This is a genomic window from Micromonospora sonneratiae, assembly GCF_042679305.1.
Taxonomy (GTDB): Bacteria; Actinomycetota; Actinomycetes; order Mycobacteriales; family Micromonosporaceae; genus Micromonospora_H; species Micromonospora_H sonneratiae.
The window spans coordinates 17,392-43,239 of sequence record NZ_JBHTMP010000041.1; the positions used below are offsets into that span (position 1 = coordinate 17,392).

Below are 25,848 nucleotides of genomic sequence, written 5' to 3' on the forward strand. Positions count from 1 at the left end.
GCCGCTCGTTAAAAAGCTACTTAGCGTTGCTACCCGTCTTCGAAAAGTGACACTAGCCTGGGCGCTGGAGGTAGCACATGGCGGAATCCAATGTCGCTCTGTGGGTCGATGTCCTCGGGCCGGTCGAGGTCCGCCGAGGGCCCCGACTGATCTCGTTGGGCCCGCGCAAACAACGGGCCGTGTTCGCCTGTCTCGCGCTGCGGGTGGACCGGGTGGTCTCGGTTGACTGGATGATTAGGGCGATCTGGGGAGAAACGCAGATTCCCAGTGCCCGACACCTGGTGTACACCTATGTTGCCCGGCTTCGTGGCCTGCTGGAGCCGCATATGCCCCGGCGTCAACGAACCAACGTCATCTCTCCCGCGCCCAACGGTTACCGGCTGACGATCGATGCCAGGCAGGTCGACATCATGCGCTTTCGTAGTCTCGTTGCGCATGCTCGTCAATTGACGACCGTCGGTGCGCGGGCCCGGGCATTCGAACTGTTAGGCGAGGCGATCCGGCTATGGCGCGATCCCGATCTGACAGAGTTGCGCTCCCTGCTGCGCGCCGAATCCGAGACCGACTCGCTTTATCAGGACTGGGTTGAGGCGGCCCTGGAGTACGTGACGATCGGGCTGGACCAGGGCCTGGCCGCAGTGGTTCTCTCCACCGCCGAGCGGCTGGCGAAGGCGGAGCCAATCAACGAAGCGGTACAGGCCCGCTATCTTTCGGCATTGGCCGGGACCGGTCAGCGGGCCAGTGCGGTTGCGCGTTTCGCCGAACTGCGCCAGCAACTGGAGACCGACCTCGGCGTCGAACCCGGACCCGAGTTGCTCTCCTGCTACCGGGAGATCGTCACACGTGCTCAGCACGTCTCCCCGGTTCACGGCCTCGCGCCACAGGTGGGCGCCGTACGACCGCTCTGGCGTGGGCCGGGCCCGGTACCCGGTGAACTGGTGGCCCGCGAGGAGGACCTGACCGCGACCCTGCAGTTCCTGTCCGAACGCCGGCTGGTGACCATGGTGGGGCCGGCCGGCAGCGGCAAGTCGGCGCTGGCGTTGCAGGCCGCCGACCGAATCCGTGACTCCTACACCGGTGGCGTGCTGGTGGCCGACATCTCCGAGTTCTGGGACCGGGAGCAGATCGACCGGCACCTCCTGGACCTGGTGGACGCCCCCGCCGGCACCGGTGACCTGGCCCGGGTGCTCGGAGACCAGCAGCTTCTGCTCGTACTGGACAACGTCGAACACCTGGTCGATGGTTGCGCGGTACTGATCGACCGGCTGGTCCGTGCATGCCGGCACGTTTCGGTGATCGTCACCTCGCGTGAACCGGTGGGTCTGCCGCACGAGACGGTCTGGCGGGTCCGCCCGCTACCGACCCCGCAGACCAACGAGTACGAGGACATCCGGCAGAGCTCGGCCGTGCGGCTGTTCGCCCAGCGGGCCGCGCAGGCGTCGCCCGGCTTCCGGGTCGAACCGTCGAACGCCTCGGCGGTCGCGGTCGTCTGCCGGCGGCTGGACGGACTGCCGTTGGCGCTGGAGTTGGCGGCGGCTGCCATGACCACCGATGGGATCAACGGCCTGCTACAGAAGTTGGACGACCCGCTGGCCCGGCTGACGCCGCTGCGCCGAGGGTTCCCGTTACATCAGCGCACGTTACGGGAGGCCCTCTACCGCAGCGTCGAATGCCTCACCCCGGCGGAACGGCTGTGTTTCGTACGGCTCGGCGTGCTGCCGCCACGGTTCCCACTGTCCGAGGCGATGCGGGTGTGCCAGTTGCCGCCACACCTGCGGGCCACGCTGCGGGCCACGTTGGACCGGCTCGTGTACAAGTCGCTGCTGACCGTCGAGCAGAGCGAGTCCGGGCCGATCTACCAGATGCTGACGACGGTGCACCTGCTGGCCAGCCAACTCTGTGCTCTCGGGCTCGGTGAACTGGCCACGGTGTCACCGGCGCGGCGTCTGCCGGCCGGTGGGTCGGACAGTGTCGCATGACCGGAGCATGACGCCGTGGATGGTGGGCGTCCGTTGTGGTGACCGGGTCGCGACTGCGTGACGCCGGGTGCCGCTCGATCGTGCTACTGCGGCGGCTGGACGCCCGACCACCGGGTTCTGCCCGGGCGTGTCCGCCCGCAGGTCGGAGATCTTGACCACGTCGAACCCCCGCCGGTGCTCGGTGATCCGGTCTCCCTCGAACCGGAAGGGGTTCGACCCGCTGGGGTTCGCCTTCCGGTTCGACTCCTCGTACGGGTGGTCGGCCCGGCATGGTCCGGGTCACGCCGTCGCGGACAGGAACGACTCCGGCAACACACCGAGTTGCTCCAGCAGGTGCAGACCGTCGGCGATGCCCCAGTGCTCGACCACGAGGCCGTCGACGATGCGTAACTGTCCCATCAGGCCGCAGCGCAACCGACGTCCGGTTGCCGGCACCCCGAGGTAGTCGCCGGTGTGCGAGAAGTGGACCGTCATCCGGGTGTTGACCAGGTCACCTTCGGCGACCATGCTGTGTACCTCCATGTGGACGCCGGTGAACGCCCGCATGAACCGGCCCATCTCCGCGGCGACCTCCGCGGCCGGGAGGGTCCCGTCGCGTCCGTGGTGCACCATCTCCGGTGCCCACAGCCTGGTGATGCCGGCGAGGTCGTCACGGTTCCAGGACTCGATCAGGGCATGTACGACCGCCTTGTTGTCGGCCTCGGTCATCTCGGGCTCCTCCGGGTGCGGCGATGGTCTGCTCAACGGGGCGTCACGGCCCCGTTCTTCTTTGATGCTGCGGTTCTTCATCCGTCATCGATGCGTTTCGTCGCGGGCCCCGGCTATGCCGCCGCGGTACGCGCGGCTGCTCGTAGCAGCATCGGCCGGGCCGCCGCCTGGAAGTCGACCTCCGGATCGAGCGCCCGTACGGTGCCCTCGATGACCAGCAGGGACATCAGCGGGAAGACGAACTCCGAGGCGGCGTACAGGCCGAAGTCACGTTGCAGGTCGAACAGTTCGGTCCCGAAGTCCATCAGTTGGAACTCCTTGGCCGGCACGCCCGAGTTGCGGCGTACGAGGTCGGCGACCCGATCGACGAATCCGTCCAGATCGGCGCCTTCCCGGATGCTGACCGCGCTCTCCACCACCACCTCGCCGCAGCGGCGTCCTCGGTCGAGGGCCATCCCCAGGAAGAACTCGGAGAACTGTCGCCGTACCTTCGCCGGTAGTTGGACACTGAAGCCGGCGTCGAGGATGACTATTCGCGATCCGACGTGGTACACGTTGCCCGGATGCAGATCACAGTGGACGAACCCGTCGATGAACAGCATCTGGTAGACGGCGCTGAGGGTACGGGCGGCCAGCTTGCCCCGGCGCTCCGGGGCGATCTCCGCAACCGGTCGGTGCACCAGGTCGGGCACGAACTCCATCACCAGTGCGTTCGGTCGGCACAGCTCGGGCAGGGTCCGGGGGATCCACACGTACTCCAGTCCCGCGAAGTTTTCGTGCAGTCGGGCGAGGTTGGCCCGTTCGGTCGAGAAGTCCAGCTGGCGCAGGATGGCGCCGAAGACGAAGCCGGACAGCTCGCCGATCGGCACCCCACGGAAGGCAGGTAGCCGTTCGGCGAGGGACATCATCGCCCGCAGGATGGACAGGTCGACCAACATCCGCCGCCGGATGCCGGGGCGCTGCAGTTTGATCGCGACGGGTTGACCATCCGGCAGGGTCGCCCGGTAGACACAGGCGATGCTGCCGCTGGCCTCCGGCACCGGGTCGACGGTGGCGAAGAGTGCCGACTGTTCGGTGCCGTACGCCGCCGTCAGCGCGGCTCGGGCGGCTCGCGGGCGCATCGGTCCCACCCGGTCGTAGAGGTTCCCCAACTCGTCGCAGAGCACACCGGGCAGGGCGTCGCGTCGGGTGGCCATGATCTGCCCGAACTTGATGAAGGTCGCGCCAAGTCGTTCCACCTGTCGGACGACCCTGCGGGCCAGGAACCGGTGTGCCGCCGAATGGCCGCGCACCAGACGTACGACCAGGGCCGCCACAGCGGCGGGGAGCAGCATGACGGCGGTGGTGGTGAGTACGACCACGCCGCGCAGGAACATCCGAACACCGGATGGCCGGTTCGCGGCCAGCGAGTACCGGTCTGCCTCCTCCCGGTCGGCTACCGCCTGGCCGGGCTCGGAGTGGGTCTTGGCAGTGTCCGAGGAGTGCCCCATCACAGTCCTCCATGGGCCGGGGAGACGCTACAAGTTTTGAAAGCAGGTGGGTCAGGAGTTCCACGGTGCGGTGGGGAACCAGCCGTAGCCGAAGCGGGCCGGCAGGCGCAGGTCCCAGTAGACGACGAGGAAGATGCCGAGCAGGACCAGTGCCGCGCCGGCCAGCGTCGCCGCCCGTCCCGGCCGGGACACCCACCGGGTGAACCGTCCGCCGGTGGCCAGCACGAGCACGACGGCGATGAGCAGCATGACGACGACGTTGCCCAGGGACTGCAGCACCATGGTCGCCGCGCCGTACAGCGGATCGTCCGCCTCCACCGCGTGTGCCAGCAACTTCCGGAACAGCGGGTAGGGCCGGCCGATGAGGAATCCACCGACCAGCGCCCCCAGCAGGAACAGCCGGGCGCGGGGGCGGTGCCGGAACGGGTCGGGCAGCAGGCCCAGAGCGGCCAGCCCCAGGTAGGTGAAGGCCAGCCCGATCACCCCGAACACCACCGACGCCTGGAGCAGCCGTACCGGCATTCCGGCGCCGACGGTCCCGGTCGACAACTGTGGCAGTCCCGGCCCGATGAGCACCGCGACGAAGCCGTACACCGCGGCGACGGCGACCAGACCGAACGCCATCCAGGCCATCGGGCGCAGTACGGCGAGGAACCGCTGCCGACGGCCGGCGGTCTGTTCACCGATCTCCGGCAGCGCGGCGAAGACGGCGATGTTGCAGGCGGTGAAGGTGCCGGCCAGTCCGGAGACGAAGGCGAACACCGCTCCCGTCAGGGAACCGACCAGTGCGGTCTGTGTCGCGTCCTCACCCAGTACGGAGTTGGCCACGTTGTTACCGATGACGTGGTCGACCAGCTCGAACGACCAGAGGAACGCCAGTAGTGCACCGGCGAGGGCGCTCGCGACAGCGACGATCGTCGCGCGCCGGCCGCCGAAAGGCGTCAATGTCTGCCGGTAGGTGCCAGTGGACGGGCTCGTAGCGGTCATCGACTTGTCCTCCGTGGACGTAGATTGCTACTGGATACTGAAGCTGACGTTGAAGGGAGTCGTGGCCCGACATGAAGGTCAGTCGAGAGCGGCGTTCGTACGACCAGCAGTGCGGCCTGGCGCATGCCCTGGACATCGTCGGCGAACGGTGGACCCTGCTGATCATTCGCGAACTGTTGGTGCGGCCGAGGCGCTACGGTGAACTGCTTGACGCGCTCCAGGGGATCGGCACGAACCTGCTGGCCGACCGACTGAGCTTTTTGGTCGAGGCGGGCGTGGTGATGGCACAGGACGCGGAGCGCCGCACCGGCGGGTACGCGTTGACCGAACTCGGCAAGCAGCTGCGTGAACCCGTGCTGGCCCTGGCCCGGTTCGGTCTGGCGTACGCGACCGAGCGTCCCGCACCGACCGGTGGACTGGTCCGGCCGGGGTGGGCGATGCTGGCTGTGGAGGCGCTCGTCTCCAACGAACGCACTCCACCGATCGACGAGAGTTACGACTTCGACGTCGACGGTGAGTTGTTCCACGTGGTGGTGGCCGGGGGGCGAGCGCGGATCGACGCTGGACCGGCAACGGAACCGGCCCTGCGGGTACGCACCGACGCATCGACCCTGTTCGGCCTCGGTCTGCGCCGCATCGACCCGCTCGAGGCGGTGTTGGAGCAGAAGGTCCAGGTGGCGGGAGCGCCCGCAGCGATGACCAGGTGCCTGCGCCTGCTGGGCCTCGGCGGAGCCTGACGGCGGGGGCGCGGCGGGCTGCGGGTGTCTCAGCGGGAGACCGGACACGGCACCTCCCCGACCGTCGCCACCCGGTCCGAACGTCCGATGTGGATGCCGATCTGGCCGCGCAACCGGTGCCGGCTACTGATCCGGGCGAACAGGACCGCCATCGCTTCCATCTCCCGGCTACTCGCTATGCCACCGGCGTCCACCGGATGCAGACCCAGCCGAAGGACCAGCTCGAAGACCTCGCGCCGCCCCGAGGGATGGTCGCTGGCCACCGGCACGCAGACCGGACCGCCGTCGGCCGGCCAGTGCGTGAGCGCGTCCGCGGACAGGGTGTTGAACGCCTTGGCAACCCGCCAGCCGCTGGCCGCGTGGGCGATCAGTTCGCCACCGGACATGGACGGGGGCAGGGTGTCGCCCGTACCGAGGACCGCATTCTGTGGTTGACCGGCCCCGAGTGCGGGATTGGTCATGTCGACCAGGGTCCGACCGGCCCCGATCCGGCCGGCGGGCCCCCGAAGCGCGTGCAGTGCCACCGGGAAGGGCAACGCCAGCAGGACCATCGTGGCCTGGCGCAGCATGCTGTCCGGATCGGTGGCCCGACAACCGGGGACGCCCGCCAGCGTGGTCGCCGCCCGGCCGGGGCGTCCGGTTGCCACCACGACCGGCTGCCCGGCAACCGCCAGCGCACGGGCCAGCGCGCTGCCCATCCGACCACAACCCCACACCCCGATCTCCGGCTGCCCGGCGGGGCCGCTCACCGGGTCACCGTCCCGGCGTAGGGGTTCAGTGCGGCCCGCAGCTCCTCCGGCACGGCGATCGGGCTCAACCCGGCCGCCTCGCGGGTCATACAGGCCACGGTCTGCCGTCCCCGGGCGAGTAGCACCGTCGGCTCCGGGCGGACCCGTACGTAGTCGAAACACATGGTGATCCGGTTCCCGGTCGTCTCGTCGAGCCGCATCCGGATCTCGATGTGGTCCAGCGCCCGGCCCTCGGCGTAGAACTCCACGGCGCAGTCCATCGTCACCAGCGCCAGCCGGTCGGCCAACGCGGCCACCACCCCGGGCGCGTGGTCGGCGAGGAAGTGCTCCCGGCAGTGCCCCTGCCAGTGCAGGTAGTGGGCGAAGTAGACGTTTCCCACCAGGTTGGTCTCGTCGAACGTGACCCGGTGTCGATGGACGTAGGTGTCAGCCATGCCGCTCACCGGTGCCCACGCAGATCGCCACCGGCCCACCCGTGGTCCGGACCACCGTGCTGAACAGTTGGTGTGGCCCGCACCGCAGCCGCAACCAACCGTCCGGGCCGGTGACGTCCAGCACCAGCGCGGCGTCTGCCGGAAGCCCGAGTTTGCTCGACGTCTCCAGAGCGGTCCACCCCCGGCAGCCCGCGGTCCGGGCGTCCTCTCCGGTGACGGTGGTCATCAGCCCGACGAGTTCCTGGGTCGGGGATGGTAGCGGTGGTGGGACGCCAACCGGCTCCCAGTCGACGGCGACGGCACCCCGGCCGGCGGCAACCAGGAGATGATCGTCGAGGTGACTGGCGCTCACCCCGGTCGGCCCCTTGGCAACCAGTCGACCGTTCGCGGCATGCCGGACCGGCGCGTCGACCAGCCAGGCCGCCAGTGCCCGGGTCAGTGCCCGATCACCCCGACGTGCCGGCACCGACACCAGGTCGATCCCGACGTCCGGCTGCCAGCGACGTAGCGACCGGGCCAGGTACGGCCCGACCAGTTCCGCCGGCCACGCGGGGTACGGCAGCGGAGCCACCGCGCGCAGCCGCAGGCCGTGCCACTGCTCGACCACCGATCCACCCGCGTCGGTGACCGTGAGGTCGAAGAGGTACTCGTCCTCCTCTTCCGCCCGCTGTACCGCGTCGAGCGCCACGATGCCCTCCGGTCGGCGGTGGATGTCCACCCGGTCGACCCCGACCGGTAGAACCCGGCGGTCCGGAACACAGCCCTGCAACGCATGCAGGAATGCGTCGCGGGCACCCGGATCACCGAGTTCCAGCCGTCGGTCCTGGAACGGCCCGAACCAGGCTGCGTCGGGGTCGGCGTCGATCAGGGCGGTACACCGGTAGGCGCTCAGCCCCCGATAGCCTCGGACCCGGTGGAACCCGGGGCCGTGGAAGAACAGCGGTCCGTATAACGGTCCGGCGTCGATGAGCGGGTACGGCGTACCCGACCTGGCCGGCGGTGGCGGATCAGCCGCCACGTCGTAGCAGGCGGTGAAGTGGTCAGCGGCGAAGCCGGTCTCGTCACTGCGGACCACCACGGAGGCGTTGCCGTCGTCCCCGGCCAGTGCGGCGACCCGGACGATCCGCCGACCCCGCTCCGGAACGGTGATCGGTCGGGTGAGTCGGATGTCGCGGAACGAGGCGGGTACGGACTTGGCCCCCAGCGCGGTCGCCGCCTGTGCCATCGCCTCCAGACCGAGGACGGCGGGCAGGACCGGCACGCCGTCGATCCGATGGTCGGCGAGGTACGGGTCGGTGCCCAGGCTCAGGTGGGCCTCGGCGACCAGTTCGACGCCGGGTGTGTGGACCGACCGGTGCTCCAGGAACCGGCTGCCGACGGATTCGCCGTCCTCCCACTCCAGCGTCGGGGTCACCGGCAGCCGGCCGGCCACGAGCACGCTGGAGGGCAGGGCCGGGGTCGCCATGACCCGTAGCAGCAGATCGGTGCCGGCCGCCACCGGGATCGGGGTGAGGCCCTGTCGGATCAGGTTGTCCAGGACACCGAGGCGTACGCCCATGCCGGTCTCCGCCCAGGCCGACCACTCGACGTTGATCCAGCGCACCTCCGGCACCTCGGAGACCAGCGCCGCGCAGCGTCGGGCGAGGTATTCGTTGGCGATGGCGTAGGCGGTCTGCCCCGGCAGGCCCGTCCGGCCGATGACCGACCCGAAGGTGACCACGATGCGCAGGTCGGCCCGGTCGAGGGCGGCCAGGACGTGCTCGAGGCCGGCGGCCTTGGGGGCGAGGGTCGCGTGGAGGTCGGTGGCGGCCAGGTCGACGATCCGGGACGGCTCGTTGCGGCCGGCGGCGTGCAGCAGGCCCCGGATCGGCCCGTACCGCTGTCGGACGGCGGCCAGCGTCGCGGCGACCCCGGCCGGATCGGTGAGGTCGACGCTGTGGTACGCGCCGCCGGTGGCCCGTACGGCATCGACGACCTCGTCGTCCCCGGCCGGGCTGCGACCGAGCAGCACCATCCGTGCCCCGGTCGTCCTGGCCAGCGCCACCGCGCAGGCTGCGCCGATGCCCCGGGCACCACCGGTGACCACACACACGTCGCCGGTGGACAGGGGAAGCTGGTCGTCTGGCCGGGCGGCGATGTCGATGCGGCGGGTCACCGGTACCGTCCGGACAGCGTCCGCGCCGTAACGCACCTCGCGGTAGCCGGTCCACGAGTGGTGTGCCTCCCGCCCGGCCAGGCGGACGCCCTCGTCGTCGGCGACGCACTCCACCACCAGCACCGGTATCTCGGGGAACTCCACGGCCAGGCTGCGGCCGACCGCTGCGCCGACCCCCTGGTGGTGCAGCACCACCAGCGGCCGACGATCCGATGCGGTACGCCGCAGTGCCGTGACGATGTCGTCGACCGGTACGTCGACCGGGTCGGGGGGCAGGACGAGCAGGCGGCGGTCGGCGTCACCGGTCGGGAAGGCGGCGGTGATCCGGTCCCGGAGCGGATGCCGATCCAGCGGCCCGACGATCTCCCACCGGTGCTGGGCGACCGGCCCGGGGCCGGCCGGGCGGGCCACCAGGTGGTGCCCGAACGTATGCACCCACGGGCCGACGCCGGCCGGCGGACCGCTCTCGTCGCTGGTCGGGGGGAGTGCGGCGATGGCCGAGGCGAACTCCGACACGGTGGCGCCCGCCAGGGTGAGTGGCGCTGCCGGCAGTGCCCGGCCGGTCTCCCGGGCGAGCGTGCCGGCCAGTTGGGCCACCCGGAGGGAGTTGAGATGCAGATCGGCCATCAACCGGGTGTCCGCCCCCACGGCCGCCACGTCCAACTCGGCGGCGGCGGCGATGCGTGCCCGGACCAGTTCCAGCGGATCCTCGAGGAGTTGACCGGTGCCGGCACCACCGCCGGTGGCGGTGGCGGCCGGCCGGGGCCGCTGGGGTGCAACGGGCGTGGCGACCGGTTCGAGCACGCCTTCGTCGATCCTGGCGGGGGCCGTGGGGCGTGGATCCGACCCCGTCGACCGAGCGATCAGTTCACACGGGTTCGTCAGGAACAGACGTTGGCGGGTCAGGTCGAAGTGTCGGCTGAACCGCCCGTCGAAGTACGGTGCCACCGAGGGACATGCGCCGACGCCCCAGAGCGCGGCGGTGACCAGCGCGACCGCCCGGTCGTCCACAGCACCGACGTCGAGGCTGACCGCGGTACGACCCGCGGCGGTGGCCAGGCCGGCGAGGATCCGTCCCGGCCCCACCTCGACCAGCAGGTCGGCATCGATGCGACTGAGCGCCTGCCGGAACCGTACCGGCTCGGTGAGCTGACGGACCAGCAACTCCACCGGGCCGTCACCGTCCCACCGATCGCCGGTCACCGTGGACACCACCGTCCGTCGCGGTGCCCGCCAGGACACCGCGTCGGCTGCGGTCCGCAGCGGCTCCCGGGCAGCTGCCATCAGCGGCGAGTGGAATCCGTGTGACACCGGCAGCCAGGTCACGCCGATGCCCCGAGCGGTGGCGTCGGCCATCACCCGGGCGACGTCGGAGCGGGAACCCGAGACCGCGACCTGCTCCGCGCCGTTGTCGGCGGCGACGACCGCCGAGGTCCCCGCCACCAGTTGCCCGGCGGTCGTGGCGTCGGTGTTCAGCGCCGCCATGCCGGACGGCACCGTGCTGGCCGCCGCCATCGCGGTTCCCCGTACCGCGGCCAGGCGACGGGCCTGTTCGCCGTCCAGCGCGCCCGCCCAGACCAGTGCGGTCAACTCGCCCAGGCTGTGTCCGGTCGCCTGGTCGGCCCGCACACCGAGCGCGTCGAGCCAACGCAACCCGTCGAGGCTGGCCCGGACGATCGCCGGTTGGGCCACCGAGGTGTCGGCCACCGCGTCGTCGCCACCCTCCACCGGACTGGTCGGACGACGACTCTCAGCTCCCGCCCCGGACCGCCGGTCCAGCAGACAGCCCAGAGCCCCTGCGGTCGGGCGTACCGGTGCCGCCTGTCCCGAGAAGAGCAGACCGACCGACAGCGGCCGGTCGACGTTGACGAACACGCCCCGGTCCGGGTCGAGTATCCGCCGGTCACCGGCGTGCAGCCGATCCCGGGTGGAGCGGGCAAGGGCCGCGAGCTCCGGACCGGACCGGACCGCTGCGGCGAACCGGGCCGGTCCGGCGTCGGCGTGTTCGGCGGCCAGCGTCGCGGCCAGATCGGTCAGTTCCCCCCGGGACAGCTGGCTCGCAGCGACACCGATGCGGTCGAGCAGGTCGGCTAGTCGTTCGGCGTCGTCCGCACCGCAGACCACGACCTCGTGCTCCGGGTACGGGGCGGCGATGCGCCGTTCGTGCGGGCTCAGCAGCCGACGGGACGTCGGAGCGTACCCGCCGAGCACCACGTGGCTGTTGATCCCGCCGAAGCCCATGGCGCTGACCGAGGCGTACCGCTGTGTGGTGGGCCAGGGCTGCGCCTCGGTGGTGATGCGCAGGGTGTCGGCCGCCCCGGCGAGCACGGGGTGCGGCGTTTCGCAGCCGGTGGTGGGCGGAACGACCTCACGGTGTACGGCCAGCACCGCCTTGATCAGGCCCGCCACGCCGGCGGCGGCCTTGGTGTGGCCGATGTTGGCCTTGACACTGCCGAGGGCGGCCGGGGTGACGGGTTCTCCGCTCCCACGTCGTACGGCCACCAGCGTGGACAGTTCGACCTCGTCGCCGACCGCCGTGCCGGTACCGTGCCCCTCGACCAGGCCGACCTGGCTGGCGGCGATGCCCGCCCGTTCGTACGCCCTGGTCAGGGCGATGCGCTGGCCGGTCAGTCGCGGTCGGGTCAGCCCACCACCGCCGTCCGTGGAGGTGGCCCAGCCGAGCAGTCGTGCATACGGGCGGAGGCCTCGCTCCCGGGCGTACGACTCCCGGCACAACACCACGATGCCGCAGCCCTCACCCGGCAGGAACCCGGTGGGGTGCCGGTCGTAGATGCGCATGTCCTCCCGGGCCAGCGCCCCGACCCGGGCGAAACCGACCAGCTCCAGGGGGTCGAGGCTGAGATCGACGCCCCCGGCCAACGCCACGTCGATCGTGTCGTTGCTGATCGCGTCCGCCGCGGTGGCCACCGACACCAGCGAGGAGGCACACGCCGCGTCCACGGTGTAGCCGGTGCCGTGGAAGTCGAAGTGGTTGCAGATCCGGCCGGCGATGGTGTTGGACAGCGCCCCGGCCAGGGTCTCGTCCGACGGGACGGGAAACGGCTCCTTGTACCGGCGCTCGACCGACGCCAGCACCGCCTGCTGTGCCGTCGTGTCCAGCCCGCTGTCGGCCAGTGCGTCCCGTACCGCGCGGCGGACGTAGGGCCAGCGGACCCGCAGGGTGGCGGCGCGGGAGAACTCGCCGGTGAGGGTGTTGCCGAGCACCACCCCGACCCGGGACCGGTCCACCCCTTCGCCGCCGGGCAGACCGGCGTCGGTCAGTGCCGCGTCGGCGACCTCCAGCGCCAGCCAGTGGGCCAGGTCCACGGAGCGGAAGACGTCCCCCGGGATACGGAAGCGGTGCCGGTCGAACTCCCACCCGTCGAGGACCGCCGCCCGGGTGAGGTACGTCGAGTCGGCGTCCTCGCCGCCGTACTCGTCCAGTGGTAGGCGCCGGGCCGGTACGGGCCGGAAGGTGCGGCGGCGGGCGAGGACGTTCTGCCAGAGCTGCTCGGGGGTCTGGGACTCGGCGTACCGGCAGGCCATACCCAGAACCACGATGTCGTTCGCCATCTGCGTCTCCGAACTCCTGGGTTAGCGGATCAGGCCAGCGGGTGCCTCGGCACGCTGCGCCGCTGATTCCGGTGCCGTGCTGGTCGCCGGGACCGGGTCGGCGGCGGCGGGCGTGGTGGCACTGCCCCGTCGGCTGGTCAGCCGGTTCCGGGTGACGATCAGCAGTCCCCGCACCGCGCAGACGATGACCAGGGCGAAGAAGAAGCCGAAGGTGATGTGGGCCAGGACCAGGGCACCGTAGGTGAGCGCGGTGGCGAGGCCGAAGAGAACCTGACGTCGTGGCGTGGTCGGTGTGGTGCCCGGGTCGGTGATCATGTAGTTGGTGAAGAGGATGAAGGCGACCCCGGCCATCGGCAGCAGTGCGGCCGGCAGGGACGCGTCGAAGAGGACCGCCCGCAACACCGCCTGCAGTACGAAGCCGCCGACCCAACCGAGGATCAGGGGCATACGTCGGGTCAGCTTGCCGTTGAGCATCGTGCCGGCCATGCCGATTCCCAGTGGGATGGCCCAGTCCCAGAACCCGTAGACGTTGGCCGTGAAGTGGTACGGCGGGGCGATGCTGACCCAGGTGAAGAGGATCAGGGTCACGCTGATGCCCAGGTTGCTGGGATTCAGGACGTGCCGTAGCACTCCGTCGATCCGGATTCGTACCACGTACTTGCTGGCCACGGCGACGCTGACGGCGAAGGCGGTGGGCCACAGGCTCTCGTTGCCGTACAGCAGCATCGCGCAGGCGAGCCCGGCGATGTGCGCCGGCAGTAGGAAGTCGACCAGCGCGGTGGGGCCGCCGAGATAGCGGGCCCGTCGCCCGGTGGCGCGTGCCGAGACGGTCTCCAGGAGCAGCTCCATCGCGTAGCCGGTCAGTACCCCGACGACGGGTGTCAGGTACGCCTGCTCGAAGCCGAGCAGGAGGTGACCGACGATGTTGAAGATGGTGATGGACAGCGCGAACCGGCGTAGTGCCTTGGTCCGGGTGTCGAAGCGGCGGGGCCGGTCGGCTCCGGCCGGTTGCTGAAGGTGGGAAGGGTCGGACGGGGATGCGGAGGAGGTGCGCATCGGTGATCCTCCTGACGGGTCAGCGGGTGGCCTGGGGGACCAGCGGCAGCGTGTGCCAGCCCGGCCTGAGAGTCGTGGTCATGACGTGCAGGCCCGCCGCGTCCCGCCAGCGGACCGTCACGGCCAGCGGGCCGGTCGGGGCGGTGTCGTCCAGGCCGAACAGCAGCTCCGGTGCGTTGCCGCCGGTGTGCCCGTTGCCGGGGTAGAGCTGCGCGGTCAGGACCCGTCCGGCCGGTGTGCGTACCTCCACGCTGGCCCCGACGGCAGGTCTCGGTTGGCCGCCGGTGACGGTGGCCGGCAGCACCGGACGGATCCCCAGGTAGGTCCGCTGCCGTCCGGTGTTGTGCAGGAAGTCGGAACGCGACCACTGGTTGGCGACCGCCAGGTCGGGTCGACCGTCGTGGTCAACGTCGGCGATGGCCAGCCCGCGGGTGACGCCGCCCTGGCGGTAACCCAGCTCGGCCGAGATGTCCACGTACCGTCCGGACTTCTCCCGTACGAAGAACGGGTTGCGCTGGTGTCCGGCGATGTCGGTGCCGTCGCTGAAGACCGGCCAGGCCAGCGGGTGGCGCAGCAACTCGTCGTTGCCCATCGCCAGTTCCTGCAACTCGGCCCAGCGGTTGGTCTCTCCCTTGATGAAGCCGAGCGCCTGGACGATCTCGTCCTCACCGTCGCCGTTGAAGTCGGCGGTCTTGATGTCCCAGCCCCATCCGGTACGGGCCAGTCCGAGTCGTTGACTCTCGTCCCGGTACGGGGCCACCGCGCCGCTGATCGGTGCGGTGCCGGTGCTCAGGAAGGCGAAGTTGCTCTCCTCGAGGGCGAACGGTGTGGTGATGTTGCTGACCAGGATGTCCGGACGCTGGTCCCGGTTGAGGTCGCTGAAGGTGACCCCCATGCCCTTGAACGAGTCGGCGCCGATCCTCTTGGACTTCGGCAGGCTGGCGTCGCGCGTCCCGCGCAGCTCCTCGAACCGGATGGTGCCGGGTTGGGAGCGGTTGTGCAGCAGATGGTCCGGACCGAAGTCGTTGGCCACGTAGAGTTCGGGCAGCCCGTCACCGTCGAGGTCCTGGGCGCCGGTGGCGAGTGTCCAACCATTCGCCAGGCGGTCGGGCAACGCGTCGCTGACGTCCTGGAACCGTGGCCGGGCGACCTCGGTGTCGCTGGTGACACCGGTCAGCCGCAGGATCCGGTTTCCCCCGGCATTGCGGGCCAGGGACATCGAGTCCTGCATCTGCATCCGTGAGTCGTCCCGGGCGGTGGCGTCCAGGACCCGTGCCCCGTCGGGGAAGTAGTTGCCGACGAGGATGTCGAGTCGACCGTCGCCGTCGAGGTCCGCGACGTTGAGCGTGGTGCTGTTCCAGATCTCGGCCGGATCTGCCACGTCGACCGACAGGAACGCCGACGTGGTCAGCGGTACGCCGGGGCGGCGTAGGTAGGCCAACGGTGGGCGACCCCAGAAGTAGGCCAGCACGTCGAGGTGGCCGTCCTCGTTCAGGTCGGCGATCGCGCAGCCCATCGGCGACGTGGTGGCCGGCTGATAGGGCACGCCGGACGGGGTGAGGGCGAAGGCGGTGAACCGGTCCGGCCGGTCGGTCGTCGGTCGGATGGTGACCGAGTCGTCGCGTGGGTCCACCAGGCACGCTTCGTTCGGCATTCCGTCGCCGTCGAGGTCGGCCAGGGCGACGCTGGCACCGACCGACGAGATCCAGGACCGGATGTGTTCCAGTGCCGGCTGGACCACGCGGGTGGTTCGGGAGCCGGTGAGTTCGCCGTTGAGGGCGGACACGTCGAAGGAGAAGTCGTCGGCCAGTGACTGCCGATGCTGGGCGTCGGCGGTGGGCAGTCGGGTGGCCAGGCCGATGGTGGTGCACAGGAGGACGGCCAGTGCCGCGGGAAGGATCCGGCGCAGGGCGGGTGGTACGGACATGCGTTGACTCCCGTCGACGTCAGCGGTAGGTCTTCTCTGCGGCGTACTGCTGGATCCGGGCCCGCCACCGGGCGTAGTCCCGGGGACCGGCGTCGGCCCGGTCGAGCCCGTCACGCGCCTGCCAGGTCCATTCGGCGGCCTCGCGGAGGTCGACGCCGGTCAACGCCAGCACCCCGGCGAAGGCGTGCTCGGGCGGGTGGCCACTGGCCTGCCACGCCTCCGCGCCGAACGCCGCCCCCTGGGCGAGTGCCGCGCCGTGCGTCCCGGCCAACCGCCGCAGCTGCGGGTACGTCTCGGTGGGCACGCCGCCGGCGTATACCGACGCCAGGGCGACCCCACTCCACAGGTCGCCCCGGTGCGCCGTTGGGAACGACGCGATGACGGCGGCGATGGCGGACGGATCGGCGCACTCCCGGAACCACATGCTGCGGCCCAGGCCCTGGTATCGGATGGCGCACACGGCGTCGCACCTGCCTGGATGCCGACGCCACCGGTTCAGGGCCCGGCGGCTGGCGAAGAATCCCCGGCAGAATCCGTAGCCGTCGTAGGCCAGCCAGCACAGCAGGGGATCACTGGCGTGCAGTGGCCCGATACCCGGATAGCGCAACTTCGCCATTGCCCAGCCGGCTCCCACGTAGAGCAGGTAGGAGTACCGCTGGCCGTGCTCCCGCAGCAGAGCGGGGAAGTGCCGGGCGGGTCGGGGCGACAGACGATCGAGCAGTACGGCTGCCATCGCGGCACCTTCGGCGGCCAGCCCCCGGGTGTGCGGGGTGAAGCCGGACACGTCCACCGGTCCGGCAGCGAGTTCGAGGTTGAAACCGTCGATGAAGGCGCCGGCGGCGCTCTCCAGCTGTGCTCGCGTGGCCGAGGGCACCGTCCGGAATCCCCGTGCGTCGAAGTCGACGAGTTCGGTGCTGAGAGCGAGGAGCCGGCGCCAGCCTGTCGGCCGCACATTCACTTCATGATTAGGTACCCCGCGCATAGATCAAATCCAATCTCGTGTGCGGCTTCGCAGGTGAGACTGGATGGGAGTCTGGCAGCGCGGTTTTGACAGCTTCTTGAAAACAAGTAAGCAAAAATCATGTTGGCTGCGCAGTGATAAGGCTCGATGTCACATGCTGTCGGTGGGTCGTGCGCCCTGGTCTGCGGATTCATGTCGGAAGGTCGGTCGGGCGGGGGTTGGAATCGGCTTCAAGGCGGAAGCGCCGACCGCTGTCGTCAGCTTCGGCTGGTGTCGATGGCCCGTCGATCGGCACCGCACCTGGCTGCCGCTTGAGGGCCAACGTTCGGGAAAGTCACGCTAAGGGTGATCTTGGTTGAGGGGCTTCCGCAGCGTGGTCGCGTCCTCTGGCAAACGTTCCATTGTGGGAGAAAGCCCGTCTGGATCTCGCGGGACGGCCCGTGGCCCCTGTTCGCGTCTCAGAACTCGTTCTCGCTCAAAAGTGTCGGACAACGGTTTTGGGAACTGTTTGTGTGAGCATCCGGGGCGTGGCCGACACCGAGAATCGCGATCTTGAAACTTGTGACGCCGACGAGGTCGAGCGTCATCCGTGTCCGCGGTGCCAGGCGGAGCCCGGCTCGCCGTGCCGGTCACGCTCTGGCGCGGTTGCGGGGAGCTATCACACCGGCCGGTTCACCAAGGTTGCTCGGCTGAGCAAGGCGCTGCGGGTGCTGACGCCGGCCGACCGCCGGCCGGGGCAGCCGTGGCGGCCCGGGACGCCGCCGCCGGCGCCGCTGCCGGTCGATCCCGGCGCGGCGGCGGACATCCGGATCGGCTATGCCCGGTGCAGTTCCGTGACCCCAGGAGTTGCAGTCGCAGCTGGACGCTCTGGAGAAGCACGGCATCCCGCGCGACAAGATCTTCTCGGAGAAGATCAGTACCCGGATCCGGGTACGGCCGAAGTTCGAGGCGGCGCTCACGCTGGCTCGGCAGATCAAGGCCCACGCCCCGCACTGCCGGGTCATCCTGACCGTGTACGAGATGAAGCGCCTCGGCCGCGACGCCGCGGAGTTGACCGCCCTCGCCGATCACCTGACCGCGTACGGCATCGTGCTGGAGATGCTCGCCGGCCCGCTGCCCGGGATCTACGACCCGAGCGGGCCGGGCCGGATGCTGTTCGCGTTCTTCGCCGCGATGGCCGAGACCGAACGTGAGAGCATCCGCGAGGCCACCCTGGAGGGCCTGGACGCGGCGGCCCGCAAGGGCAAGCACGGCGGCCGCCCCGCCGTCATCACCGACGACATGCTGTACACCGTGCTGCGCCGCCGGGCCGCCGGGGAGACCGTTGAGGCCATCCGCCCGGACTTGATCATCCCGACCGGCAAGCGCAAGGGGAAGAGCCCGAGCGTGGCCAGCATCTACCGGGCCCTGGCCACGCACGAGAAAATCGCGGCGTACCCAGAGGTGGTCGAGCAGGCACGCGCCGAGTACGCCGCGGTTGCCGGCGACGGCCTACCAGCGATCGTGTGACCCCGGCCGGCCCGCGTCGACGAGCCCGCCAACCCGCAGCGCCAGGCCCGACTGTGGCACTGAGTGCGGGCAGCCGGCGCGCTCACCCTGGGCCTCGCCGTAGTTCCCAGCGAAAAAACAACTCCAGCGCTGCTCTGCGCGAACGCCTGGGCCCGAAATCGTCATCCCGCTTGACCAGTGCTGGAGTTGTTTTGGGTCCGGAGGCTACCGGTCGGCCTCGTGGGAGTTGGTCGGTTGCACGGACCCGAACTGCCACGGCCTGCACTGACTTCGGGTGGTGCGGGTTCAGTGCAGGCCGGGAACGGCGGTCACGCCTCCCCGATCGATCAGGACCCTCCGTCAAGGGGTCGGGCTTGAGCTGCCACAGCGACATGGTGTTGTGGCGCTTAGTTCTGCCCGTTGCCGGTCAGGGGTACCGCCCCGCTGGCGTGTTCCACGCAGATTGGCCGTGCCGGGTACCGGGCGGTGATCGAGGTGGTGTCGCGGGCGGGGTTGTCGATGCCGATTAGGACACACTGGCCGGGCTTGGTGCCGATGAGGTGTAACTCGATTCCGCGCTGCCGCCAGTAGTCGGTGTCGGCGGTCACTGCGGCTGTCCAGTCGGCGAGTTGCTGCTCCGAGTATGTGGCGTCGATATACCGAACGGTGGCGGCCGGCGGTAGCAGCCTGCGTATGGCCTCGTCGAACGTGGCTGAGGGTATGCGGTGCACGATCACCGTGTCGGCGTCAAGGTTGATCTCCACACCGGCATACACCTCGGGATGGTTCTGTTGGCCCTCGCGCTCGACGGTTGTCGCCCATTCGGTGAGCCTGCCCTGGTTCGGCCAGTCGGAGACAGCCGGGTCGGGTTGCCGGGCGGCGGGTTGACCGGCGGCGGCTTGCCCACATGCCGCCAATGCCATGACGGCCGGCATCGCCAGGGCCAGCAGCAGTGTCCGTGCTTTCATGGTCTACCTCCTTCACTGGGCGCGTACCGCCTGCTCGGACAGTGTGCACCGAACTCTTGTCGTCGGGGATAAGATGCACATTTTTCCCGAACGGTTCCGACCACCCGGCTAGCTGACCCTGATCCCCATACCGCCGTAGTAGGCCATGGTCCGGTTGACGTCCGCCCAGTAGATCCGCCAGAAGCAGGAGCGATCCACCGTCTCGCCTGTGCAGGTGGCGGGGGCGTTCGTAGCACCGGTCGAGATGATGCCCTTCGCACGGACCTTCCCGGCGACCGTGCCCAATTCGAAGACAGGACCGCCGCTGTCACCTTGACCGGCGGCATTGGTGTGGTCGATCTGCTCGCCCATGACGAGCGGCGTCTTCCCGCTGATGCTCGTGTTGACGGCCTTGACGATCACACCGCACCTCACGCCCGAGCGGCTGCCGCTGGTGCACGTGTTGTTGCCGATGACCGAGTTGGTGGCGTCCTGCACCGGCTTGAACAGTGTGCTCTGCGGGCCCCCGTCCCACATCTCGCCGGCACTGAGTACCGAGATGTAGGCCACGTCACGGGTGTCGTTGTCTCCGGCCATCGGACCCATAACGTCATCGCCGCCGTCAACCACGGTGGTTCCGTTGCTGCCGCAGTGGCCGGCGAAGAGCAGCTTCGTACCGCTGGTGTGGTTGACTGCGAACCCTGCGGTGCAGGTGCGCGTACGCGCACCTCCCTTGTACGGGGTGCCGTCGTCCTGACGGGACAACGGCACCGAGCTGCTGGCGGCGGACTCCGCGCCGAAGGTCAACGCGATCGGGGAGGTGGTCAGCGCGTGGGCTTTCGCGCCCGGATCAACCCGACCGGCAGCCCACTCGATCGTAATGCCGCTGGCGTCCGGCTTGGGGGCGACGACGTGGAACGCGGCGATCTTGCCGAGGCGCTGAACCTCGGCCACCAACTCGTTCTCGGAGTATTGGGCCGCATACACGTTGATCGGAACAATGTCGCGCTGCGCCTCGATAGCCTGCCGCACAGCCGGGAAGATCTCCCCTGCCCAGTAGAGGGTCAGTGCATGCGCGGTGGGGTCGGCGATCGCGGAGCCGTAACCGCGGTCTCCGACCTGATCGGCGGTACGCCGGATGGCGGCCAGCGCGTCGTTGAGCCGGCCCTGCTCAGCGAACAACTCTTCCCAAGAGGTGAAGCCAGCCGGGACCGGGGTGACGATCTCGTCCGAAGCAGCGGCCGGAACTTCGGTTGAGAGTGCCAGCAGCAGTGTCAGGGTCGCCCCCAACGCGTGGAGTCGTCCCACAGAGGACACCATCCTATATCGATAGATATTTGTCGATCAATCTAGGGCGAAGGAGGCGCGTTTGCAGTCGCAAAAGTGACACAGGGTTGAATGTTGATCACTTCATGCAGTGCAACTGTCAACCGTCGCCCGGCTCCTGCCCTCAGCCAGCCAGCCGGTAGCTTCCGGACCAAGAACAACTCCAGCACTGGTCAAGCGGGATGACGATTCCGGGCCCAGACGTTCGTGCAGAGCAGCGCTGGAGTTGTTCTCTCGCTGGAAACTACGGCGAGGCCCCTGGACGCCCCGCCTACTCGTCGTCGGGGTCGGCGTGATCGGGGTCGCGCAGCGGACGCCAGGTGCCGCCGAGGTCGGGTAGCCGGAACGAGTAGTGGCCGTGGACGTTGATGTGCTTGCGCATGTACGCCGACAGGCGGGCGACGTCGGAGTCGAGCACCGGGTAGCCCTGCGCACGTAGCTCGGTCAGCGCCCGGTCCAGATACACGGTGTTCCAGAGCACCACCGCGTTGAGCACGAGCCCGAGCGCGCCGAGTTGGTCCTCCTGCCCGTCCCGGTATGCCCGGTGCAGTTCGCCTTTGCGGCCGTGGAAGATGTGCCGGGCCAGGTCGTGGCGGCCTTCGTTGAGGTTTCGCATCGCCTTCATCTCCCGCCGGTAGGCGGGGTCGTCGACGAAGGTAAGCACGTGCAGGGTCTTGAATATCCGTCCGTACATGGCGAACGCGTCGCCGAGTTGGGTGGGCCGCCCGTCGCGCTGCAACATGCGGATCACGTCGTTGGCGGACACGGTCCGGGTGTGGATCGAGCAGATGATCCGCAGGATGTCGGGCCAGTGCCGGGCGATCTTCTCCAGGTTGATCTTTCCTCGGGCGGCCCGGTCCAGCCCGGCGTAGTCGGCACCCTGGTTGATGCGCCACAGCTTCGTGTCTGGCAGGTCGGCCAGCACCGGACGGTAGTCGAACCCCAGCAGGGTCACGATGGCGAACACGATGTCGGAGTACGAACCCTGGTCGGTGATCAAAACCTCCGGGCGGCGGTCATTGTCGGGGTTGAACACCAGGTCCACGAAGTGAAGGGTGTCCTTCGCCGCACCAGACACGACCCGGCCGGCGAGCCCGATCCGCTGATCGGAGATCATGTTGAGCCAGGTCACGCCCTTCTTACGGGCGAAGTACTTCGGGTTCGGCCGGGCGTCGATGCTGCGTACCGGCACGACGAACCGGACCCCGTCCACCGCGGCGACCATCCCACCACCCCACGCCTGGGCCAGGCCGACGTCGGCCTGGGCGTCGATGAGCACGGCGTTGGCCGCGGCGTAGGTGTCCGGCCGCAGGTAGTGCTGGTCGACGTGGGCCAGCCGGCCACGGGTCAACGCCGGAATGTCCGGGTCGATCACCGGGGGCAGGCCGACGTTGAGCGAGTGCGCGGTCAGCAGTGCCGCCACCGAGATGTGCAGGTCCGCCAGCCTGGCCCTGCCGCCGGTCACCGAGGTGAACGCGGCCGGGAAGCCCGGGTGCCAGCTCATCACCTCTAGGACCTGTTCGGACAGGTCGACTCGGGGGATCATGCCCTCCAGGCGTTTACGGAGGTCGACCAGGATCGGTGGATCCTCCAGGGCGTCGGAAGAACCGCTCCAGTACCGCCTGCTCCGGCGGGCCGGTAAACCGACCGTAGACCGCCTCTTCGACGGGCATCAGAAAACTTCTCACGCCACATCAACGATCACCACAATCGAGGGTTATCGCTTGAACCGGCTTAGCGTGACTTTCCCGAACGTTAGTCCTCAAGCACCGGTCCCGGGCGGTGGTGTTCAGGACCCGCGCCCTACCGGGCACGCCGAAGGTGGCGTTGGCTGTCCCCGGTCAACGTCCCGGTCAACGTCCCGGTGTCGGCGTCCGCTGCCGACCGGGCCGGGCGATCAGCGCACCGGGCGACCCGCCTGGTCGGCATGTCGACCGGCGGGAGCCGTCAGCATGCCGACCGGCCGGGTGGTCGGCACCCGGCCGGTCGGGGTCGCGGCGGATTCAGTCGGACGCCACGCTGCGCGCTGCGTTTCTGCGCCGTACCGCCCTGCGGCGGATTGCCCTGCCGATGACCAGGGCCAGTAGGACCGCGTTGGCCATGAGGAAGGTGACCATGGTGGGGCTGACCCGGTCGGAGTTGTGTGCGTGGGCGGCACCGATGTCCGGGTCGGCCGTGTCCGCCGGCCCGGTCGGCCCGCTGTCCCGACTGGTATCCGGTCCGGGTGTGGTCGGGGTGCCGTCCGCCGCGAGGACGGTGAACCGCAACGTGCCGGTGAGCACACCGCCGCCACGGGCGGAGACGTGGAAGACCACGGTGTAGCGTCCCGGCCGGGTTATCGCCACCTGCTGGCGGACCGTGCGGCCGGCGGTACGGAGGGTGCCTTCGTCGCTGACGGCGGATCCGTTGGGCGCGACCACCGTCACGTGGGTCTGCTGGGGGTCGATGACATCCGTGAACGAGAGCTGGACGTGCGAGGGTGCCCGGTCAACGGTGGCCAGGTCGGAAGGATTCGCTGAGACAAGATCCACGATCGGCGCTGATTCGGGGGTTCGGAGGGCTACCGCGGCGGCGACCGACACGGCGATGGGTACGGCGGCCACCAGCCAACGCCGCCACCCGGTGCCCTGCGTCGTCTGGTCCAGCGCCGGGTCCCGGTTCTGGTCGGTAACCGGGCCGGTCGCCGGAGTCGAGGGTGCCGGAGCGGTCATGCGGTGGCGAGCCGGGGCCGCCGGGCGCAGCTGCATGTCATCGCGCTGCGTTCCTCAGTGGTCGGGCGACTGTGGTAGTACATCGCGATGACCATGGGGACGAATACCACGGCATTGTAGAACAGGTGTAGTTCAAGTCGGGGAAACGCTGCCTGGAGCAGGCTTGTCGGGGCAGCCGCATTGAAGAAGTAGGATCCGGTCAATGCCTGTACGAAGAGCAGGAAATGCTCGAGGTGGTGCCATACCTGGATGGCGAAGGCGATCATCCACCAGCGTCGTGATCGTCCGACAAAGCCGTCGCGTAGCAGCCACAGGCCGATGAGCATTACCAGGGCATAGCCGTAGTGCAGCCATTCCTGTTTCACCAGGACCGGGAACACCAGCCCGAGCAGGCCTCCCGCCTTGGACAACGGCCAGTTCCACAGGTAGACCTGGAGGGCCTGGGCGATGTGTTCACCCCAGTGCGCCGTAACGATGGCCATGAAGGTCAGCACAGCGGGTCGATGGCTCCGGCCAGCGAGGCCGGATAGTTGGTTCGTGGACCGGGTGTGTCCGGCTGGGGCAATGGCCATGAACATCGCGGCACGGCAACCCCGGACCCGGTGGGAAGGCCGGCCGCTCCCTCCCCTCAGAGTCCATTACATCGACGTCGGTAATTTACCTTAACTGTGGCGTGGATGGTTCCGTTATCTTGCTTGATCTATCGGGTGATTCAGTCGGCCAATGCTCGGTCGAGTCGTGGGCATTCCGTGTGGTCGGGCTGGGTGTCAGCGGCTTCGGCCCGGGCGATGGTGGGCGCGACGGTGTCCTGTTCGGACCTGATCGGCGTGACTCCGGCGGATATCGGGAGACCGAGAGCCGGATCGAGCGTGGACACCGCCGGTTCGATCTCCCGCCCGTACGTACGGACCGGGGAGCAGGTGCGGCACCGGGACGCGGCGGTGTGCCCACCCCGGTCGAGAATCCGCGTCTCCGCTGGACCGCCGTCATCGGTCCGGTCGGCGGTTTCTAGCATGGGCGCAGGCTTTCCGCCGAGCAGCGGTGGAGGGTGGCAGGCATACGACGTACTGGATCATGGATATGGTGGATACCGGCAACGACGTGAGCCCCTGGCTGCGTCCGACCCTCAGGCCCGGCGTGCGGGGAAACCGTGCCGAAGGCACCGAGACCTTCGAGCGCGCGGGCCAGGTGGTACGGACGGACCGGAGTCTCAACGAGATCGTCCAGCGTCGTCCCCCCGGCGTCACCGCCCACCAGTGGAACTGTGCCAGCCGTACCCGCTTCGACTTCGTCGTCTGCGACGCCCGTACCCACGCGCCGGTCTTCGCGGTCGAGTTCGACGATCCGTGCCGGCACACCGTCGAGACGCCACGTAACCGGCGGATGAAGACCGCGGTCTGGGAGGCGGTCGGCATCGAGGTGCTGTGCATCGAGTCCCCGACGCTCCGCCCGGCCACGCACGGCCGGTGGATCGTCGAGTACGTCATCGACGCACGTGCCTACGGGGCGGGTGCGTCCGACGGTGACGAGGCGGTGGATGCGTTCTCGCCCGCTCCGCTGAGCTATCGGGACATCATCGGTCGTCTGCCGGACGGCCGTACCGGCTTCGTCAACGACCTCGGTGCGGTCGCTCGTGCTGCCGCCATCGATGCCTATGTCAGCCGGCAACTCGCCGATCCGATCGTCCGTGGGCTGCACGTCACCTGGCAGAGCGGCCCGGCTGAGGGATGGGCCTGGTTGGCCGCGCGGGAGAAGAACTATCTCTTCGAACGTACGCGGATCTGGCAGCATCGTTTCAGCTGTGGCGTCGACCCGGCCCGGCTGGCCGAGGACCTCGCCACCGCCGCGATCGGCGAGCGGCTGAAGAGGCTCGCGACGGACGAGCCGACGCTGTACGACCGGCACCATCTGGGCCGCGAACTCGACGAGTTGCGGCGGCGCGGGGCGGAGATCGACGGCGGGTTCACCTTCGACCACGTCTCCTTCGACTAGCGGCTGCGGTCGCCGCCCCGACGCCCGGCTGCCCCCGTCGCGTCGGGGCCGATGGCCATGGCGGGTTGCCGCCGGTGAACCGGTGCCCACCGGAATGCCCTGCGTCGTGGCGGGTACGCCCGAACGGCCTGGCTGGGTGCTCGGCCGGGCGGGTATCCACGAGAAGGAGACGCGATGCTCACGTTGACGGAAAACGCCGTAATGGTGATTCGCGACCTGACCGCGCGGGAGGACGCGTTGCCCAACGGCGGATTGCGCATCACCAGTGACCCGGAGATCAACTCCCTCATGATCACCATAGCGATGGAACCGGCGCAGGGGGATCAGGTGGTGGACAGCCTCGGTGCCCGGCTCTTTCTCGATTCGGCCGCAGCGGAGCTGCTCGACGGCAAGGCGCTCGATGCCGCCGTGGACGAGGACGGCGATGTGCGGTTCGAGTTTGCCGATCGGCCCATCTAGCGCTTGATCTCCTGCGCTGTCGATTGTCGATTTGTTCATGACGGCCTCGGCCGCCCCTGAACGGGACCTGATGTTGTGTCGCGTCGCGTGCAAAATGCATGTCCTGGTACAGCTCGGCTGTGTGTCGCCAACGGTTCGGTGGAAACACGTATTGATGTTTCCACCCAGT

Annotated in this window: 20 protein-coding genes and 1 pseudogene; 6 read left to right on the forward strand and 15 right to left on the reverse strand. The window is 69.3% G+C overall.

The genetic code is table 11. From position 1 onward, the window contains the following. Positions 1–77 precede the first annotated feature (77 nt). On the forward strand, positions 78–1,979 hold the full coding sequence (locus ACFQ4H_RS23485) for a BTAD domain-containing putative transcriptional regulator (protein ID WP_377574033.1): 1,902 nt from the start codon (positions 78–80) through the stop codon (positions 1,977–1,979). Between the two features lie 279 nt (positions 1,980–2,258). On the opposite strand, the gene ACFQ4H_RS23490 is transcribed toward ACFQ4H_RS23485, so the two are convergent. The 3 genes from ACFQ4H_RS23490 to ACFQ4H_RS23500 form a co-directional block, all read right to left on the reverse strand. Then, complete coding sequence (locus ACFQ4H_RS23490) at positions 2,259–2,687, reverse strand: ester cyclase (RefSeq protein WP_377574035.1); 429 nt, start codon at positions 2,685–2,687, stop codon at positions 2,259–2,261. 113 nt (positions 2,688–2,800) lie between these two features. Continuing rightward, positions 2,801–4,177 carry an ABC1 kinase family protein gene (locus ACFQ4H_RS23495; protein WP_377574038.1) on the reverse strand — a complete coding sequence of 459 codons (1,377 nt, stop codon included), beginning with the start codon at positions 4,175–4,177 and terminating at the stop codon, positions 2,801–2,803. Positions 4,178–4,228: 51 nt separating this feature from the next. Beyond that, positions 4,229–5,164: a hypothetical protein gene (locus ACFQ4H_RS23500; RefSeq protein ID WP_377574040.1), complete on the reverse strand. Its 936-nt coding sequence runs from the start codon at positions 5,162–5,164 to the stop codon at positions 4,229–4,231. 71 nt (positions 5,165–5,235) lie between these two features. Between ACFQ4H_RS23500 and ACFQ4H_RS23505 the strand changes: the two genes are divergently transcribed. Next, positions 5,236–5,901: a winged helix-turn-helix transcriptional regulator gene (locus ACFQ4H_RS23505; RefSeq protein WP_377574043.1), complete on the forward strand. Its 666-nt coding sequence runs from the start codon at positions 5,236–5,238 to the stop codon at positions 5,899–5,901. A 29-nt stretch (positions 5,902–5,930) separates the two neighbouring features. Here ACFQ4H_RS23505 and ACFQ4H_RS23510 read toward each other — a convergent pair whose 3' ends face one another. From ACFQ4H_RS23510 to ACFQ4H_RS23535, 6 genes are read right to left on the reverse strand one after another with little or no spacing between them, the layout of a single operon-like run. Further along, positions 5,931–6,650: an NADPH-dependent F420 reductase gene (locus ACFQ4H_RS23510; RefSeq protein WP_377574046.1), complete on the reverse strand. Its 720-nt coding sequence runs from the start codon at positions 6,648–6,650 to the stop codon at positions 5,931–5,933. Continuing rightward, complete coding sequence (locus ACFQ4H_RS23515) at positions 6,647–7,084, reverse strand: acyl-CoA thioesterase (protein WP_377574048.1); 438 nt, start codon at positions 7,082–7,084, stop codon at positions 6,647–6,649. The genes ACFQ4H_RS23510 and ACFQ4H_RS23515 overlap by 4 nt, the downstream gene beginning before the upstream one ends. Next, positions 7,077–12,812, reverse strand: a complete 5,736-nt coding sequence (locus ACFQ4H_RS23520) for a polyketide synthase family protein (protein WP_377574051.1) — start codon at positions 12,810–12,812, stop codon at positions 7,077–7,079. Before ACFQ4H_RS23520 ends, ACFQ4H_RS23515 begins: the two co-directional genes overlap by 8 nt. Before the next feature lie 21 nt (positions 12,813–12,833). Beyond that, a complete protein-coding gene (locus ACFQ4H_RS23525; RefSeq protein ID WP_377574053.1) occupies positions 12,834–13,868 on the reverse strand; it encodes an enediyne biosynthesis protein UnbU in 1,035 nt (344 codons plus the stop codon). Positions 13,869–13,887: 19 nt separating this feature from the next. Beyond that, on the reverse strand, positions 13,888–15,795 hold the full coding sequence (locus tag ACFQ4H_RS23530) for an FG-GAP repeat domain-containing protein (protein ID WP_377574056.1): 1,908 nt from the start codon (positions 15,793–15,795) through the stop codon (positions 13,888–13,890). Positions 15,796–15,814: 19 nt separating this feature from the next. Continuing rightward, positions 15,815–16,753 carry a DUF1702 family protein gene (locus ACFQ4H_RS23535; protein ID WP_377574059.1) on the reverse strand — a complete coding sequence of 313 codons (939 nt, stop codon included), beginning with the start codon at positions 16,751–16,753 and terminating at the stop codon, positions 15,815–15,817. A gap of 530 nt (positions 16,754–17,283) precedes the next feature. Here ACFQ4H_RS23535 and ACFQ4H_RS34935 point away from each other — a divergent pair. Together ACFQ4H_RS34935 and ACFQ4H_RS23540 are read left to right on the forward strand one after the other, a co-directional pair. Continuing rightward, positions 17,284–17,403 (forward strand): annotated as a pseudogene (locus tag ACFQ4H_RS34935) (zinc finger domain-containing protein); the annotation flags it as partial. Between the two features lie 199 nt (positions 17,404–17,602). Further along, positions 17,603–18,265: a recombinase family protein gene (locus ACFQ4H_RS23540; protein WP_377574062.1), complete on the forward strand. Its 663-nt coding sequence runs from the start codon at positions 17,603–17,605 to the stop codon at positions 18,263–18,265. A gap of 386 nt (positions 18,266–18,651) precedes the next feature. On the opposite strand, the gene ACFQ4H_RS23545 is transcribed toward ACFQ4H_RS23540, so the two are convergent. From ACFQ4H_RS23545 to ACFQ4H_RS23570, 6 genes are all read right to left on the reverse strand, one after another. After that, positions 18,652–19,212: a hypothetical protein gene (locus ACFQ4H_RS23545; protein WP_377574065.1), complete on the reverse strand. Its 561-nt coding sequence runs from the start codon at positions 19,210–19,212 to the stop codon at positions 18,652–18,654. Between the two features lie 108 nt (positions 19,213–19,320). Next, positions 19,321–20,499: a S1 family peptidase gene (locus tag ACFQ4H_RS23550; RefSeq protein ID WP_377574068.1), complete on the reverse strand. Its 1,179-nt coding sequence runs from the start codon at positions 20,497–20,499 to the stop codon at positions 19,321–19,323. Between the two features lie 289 nt (positions 20,500–20,788). Next, on the reverse strand, positions 20,789–22,063 hold the full coding sequence (locus ACFQ4H_RS23555; protein ID WP_377574071.1) for a transposase: 1,275 nt from the start codon (positions 22,061–22,063) through the stop codon (positions 20,789–20,791). A 457-nt stretch (positions 22,064–22,520) separates the two neighbouring features. Beyond that, a complete protein-coding gene (locus ACFQ4H_RS23560; protein WP_377574074.1) occupies positions 22,521–23,228 on the reverse strand; it encodes a copper resistance CopC family protein in 708 nt (235 codons plus the stop codon). Continuing rightward, positions 23,225–23,710 (reverse strand): hypothetical protein, encoded by a 486-nt coding sequence (locus ACFQ4H_RS23565; RefSeq protein WP_377574077.1) that lies wholly within the window; start codon positions 23,708–23,710, stop codon positions 23,225–23,227. The genes ACFQ4H_RS23560 and ACFQ4H_RS23565 overlap by 4 nt, the downstream gene beginning before the upstream one ends. 230 nt (positions 23,711–23,940) lie before the next feature. Then, positions 23,941–24,243: a hypothetical protein gene (locus ACFQ4H_RS23570; protein WP_377574080.1), complete on the reverse strand. Its 303-nt coding sequence runs from the start codon at positions 24,241–24,243 to the stop codon at positions 23,941–23,943. Between the two features lie 59 nt (positions 24,244–24,302). Here ACFQ4H_RS23570 and ACFQ4H_RS23575 point away from each other — a divergent pair, with 59 nt between their 5' ends. Together ACFQ4H_RS23575 and ACFQ4H_RS23580 are read left to right on the forward strand one after the other, a co-directional pair. Further along, positions 24,303–25,220 (forward strand): DUF2726 domain-containing protein, encoded by a 918-nt coding sequence (locus tag ACFQ4H_RS23575; protein ID WP_377574083.1) that lies wholly within the window; start codon positions 24,303–24,305, stop codon positions 25,218–25,220. 174 nt (positions 25,221–25,394) lie between these two features. Then, positions 25,395–25,679, forward strand: a complete 285-nt coding sequence (locus ACFQ4H_RS23580) for an adhesin (RefSeq protein WP_377574086.1) — start codon at positions 25,395–25,397, stop codon at positions 25,677–25,679. Positions 25,680–25,848: the final 169 nt, after the last annotated feature.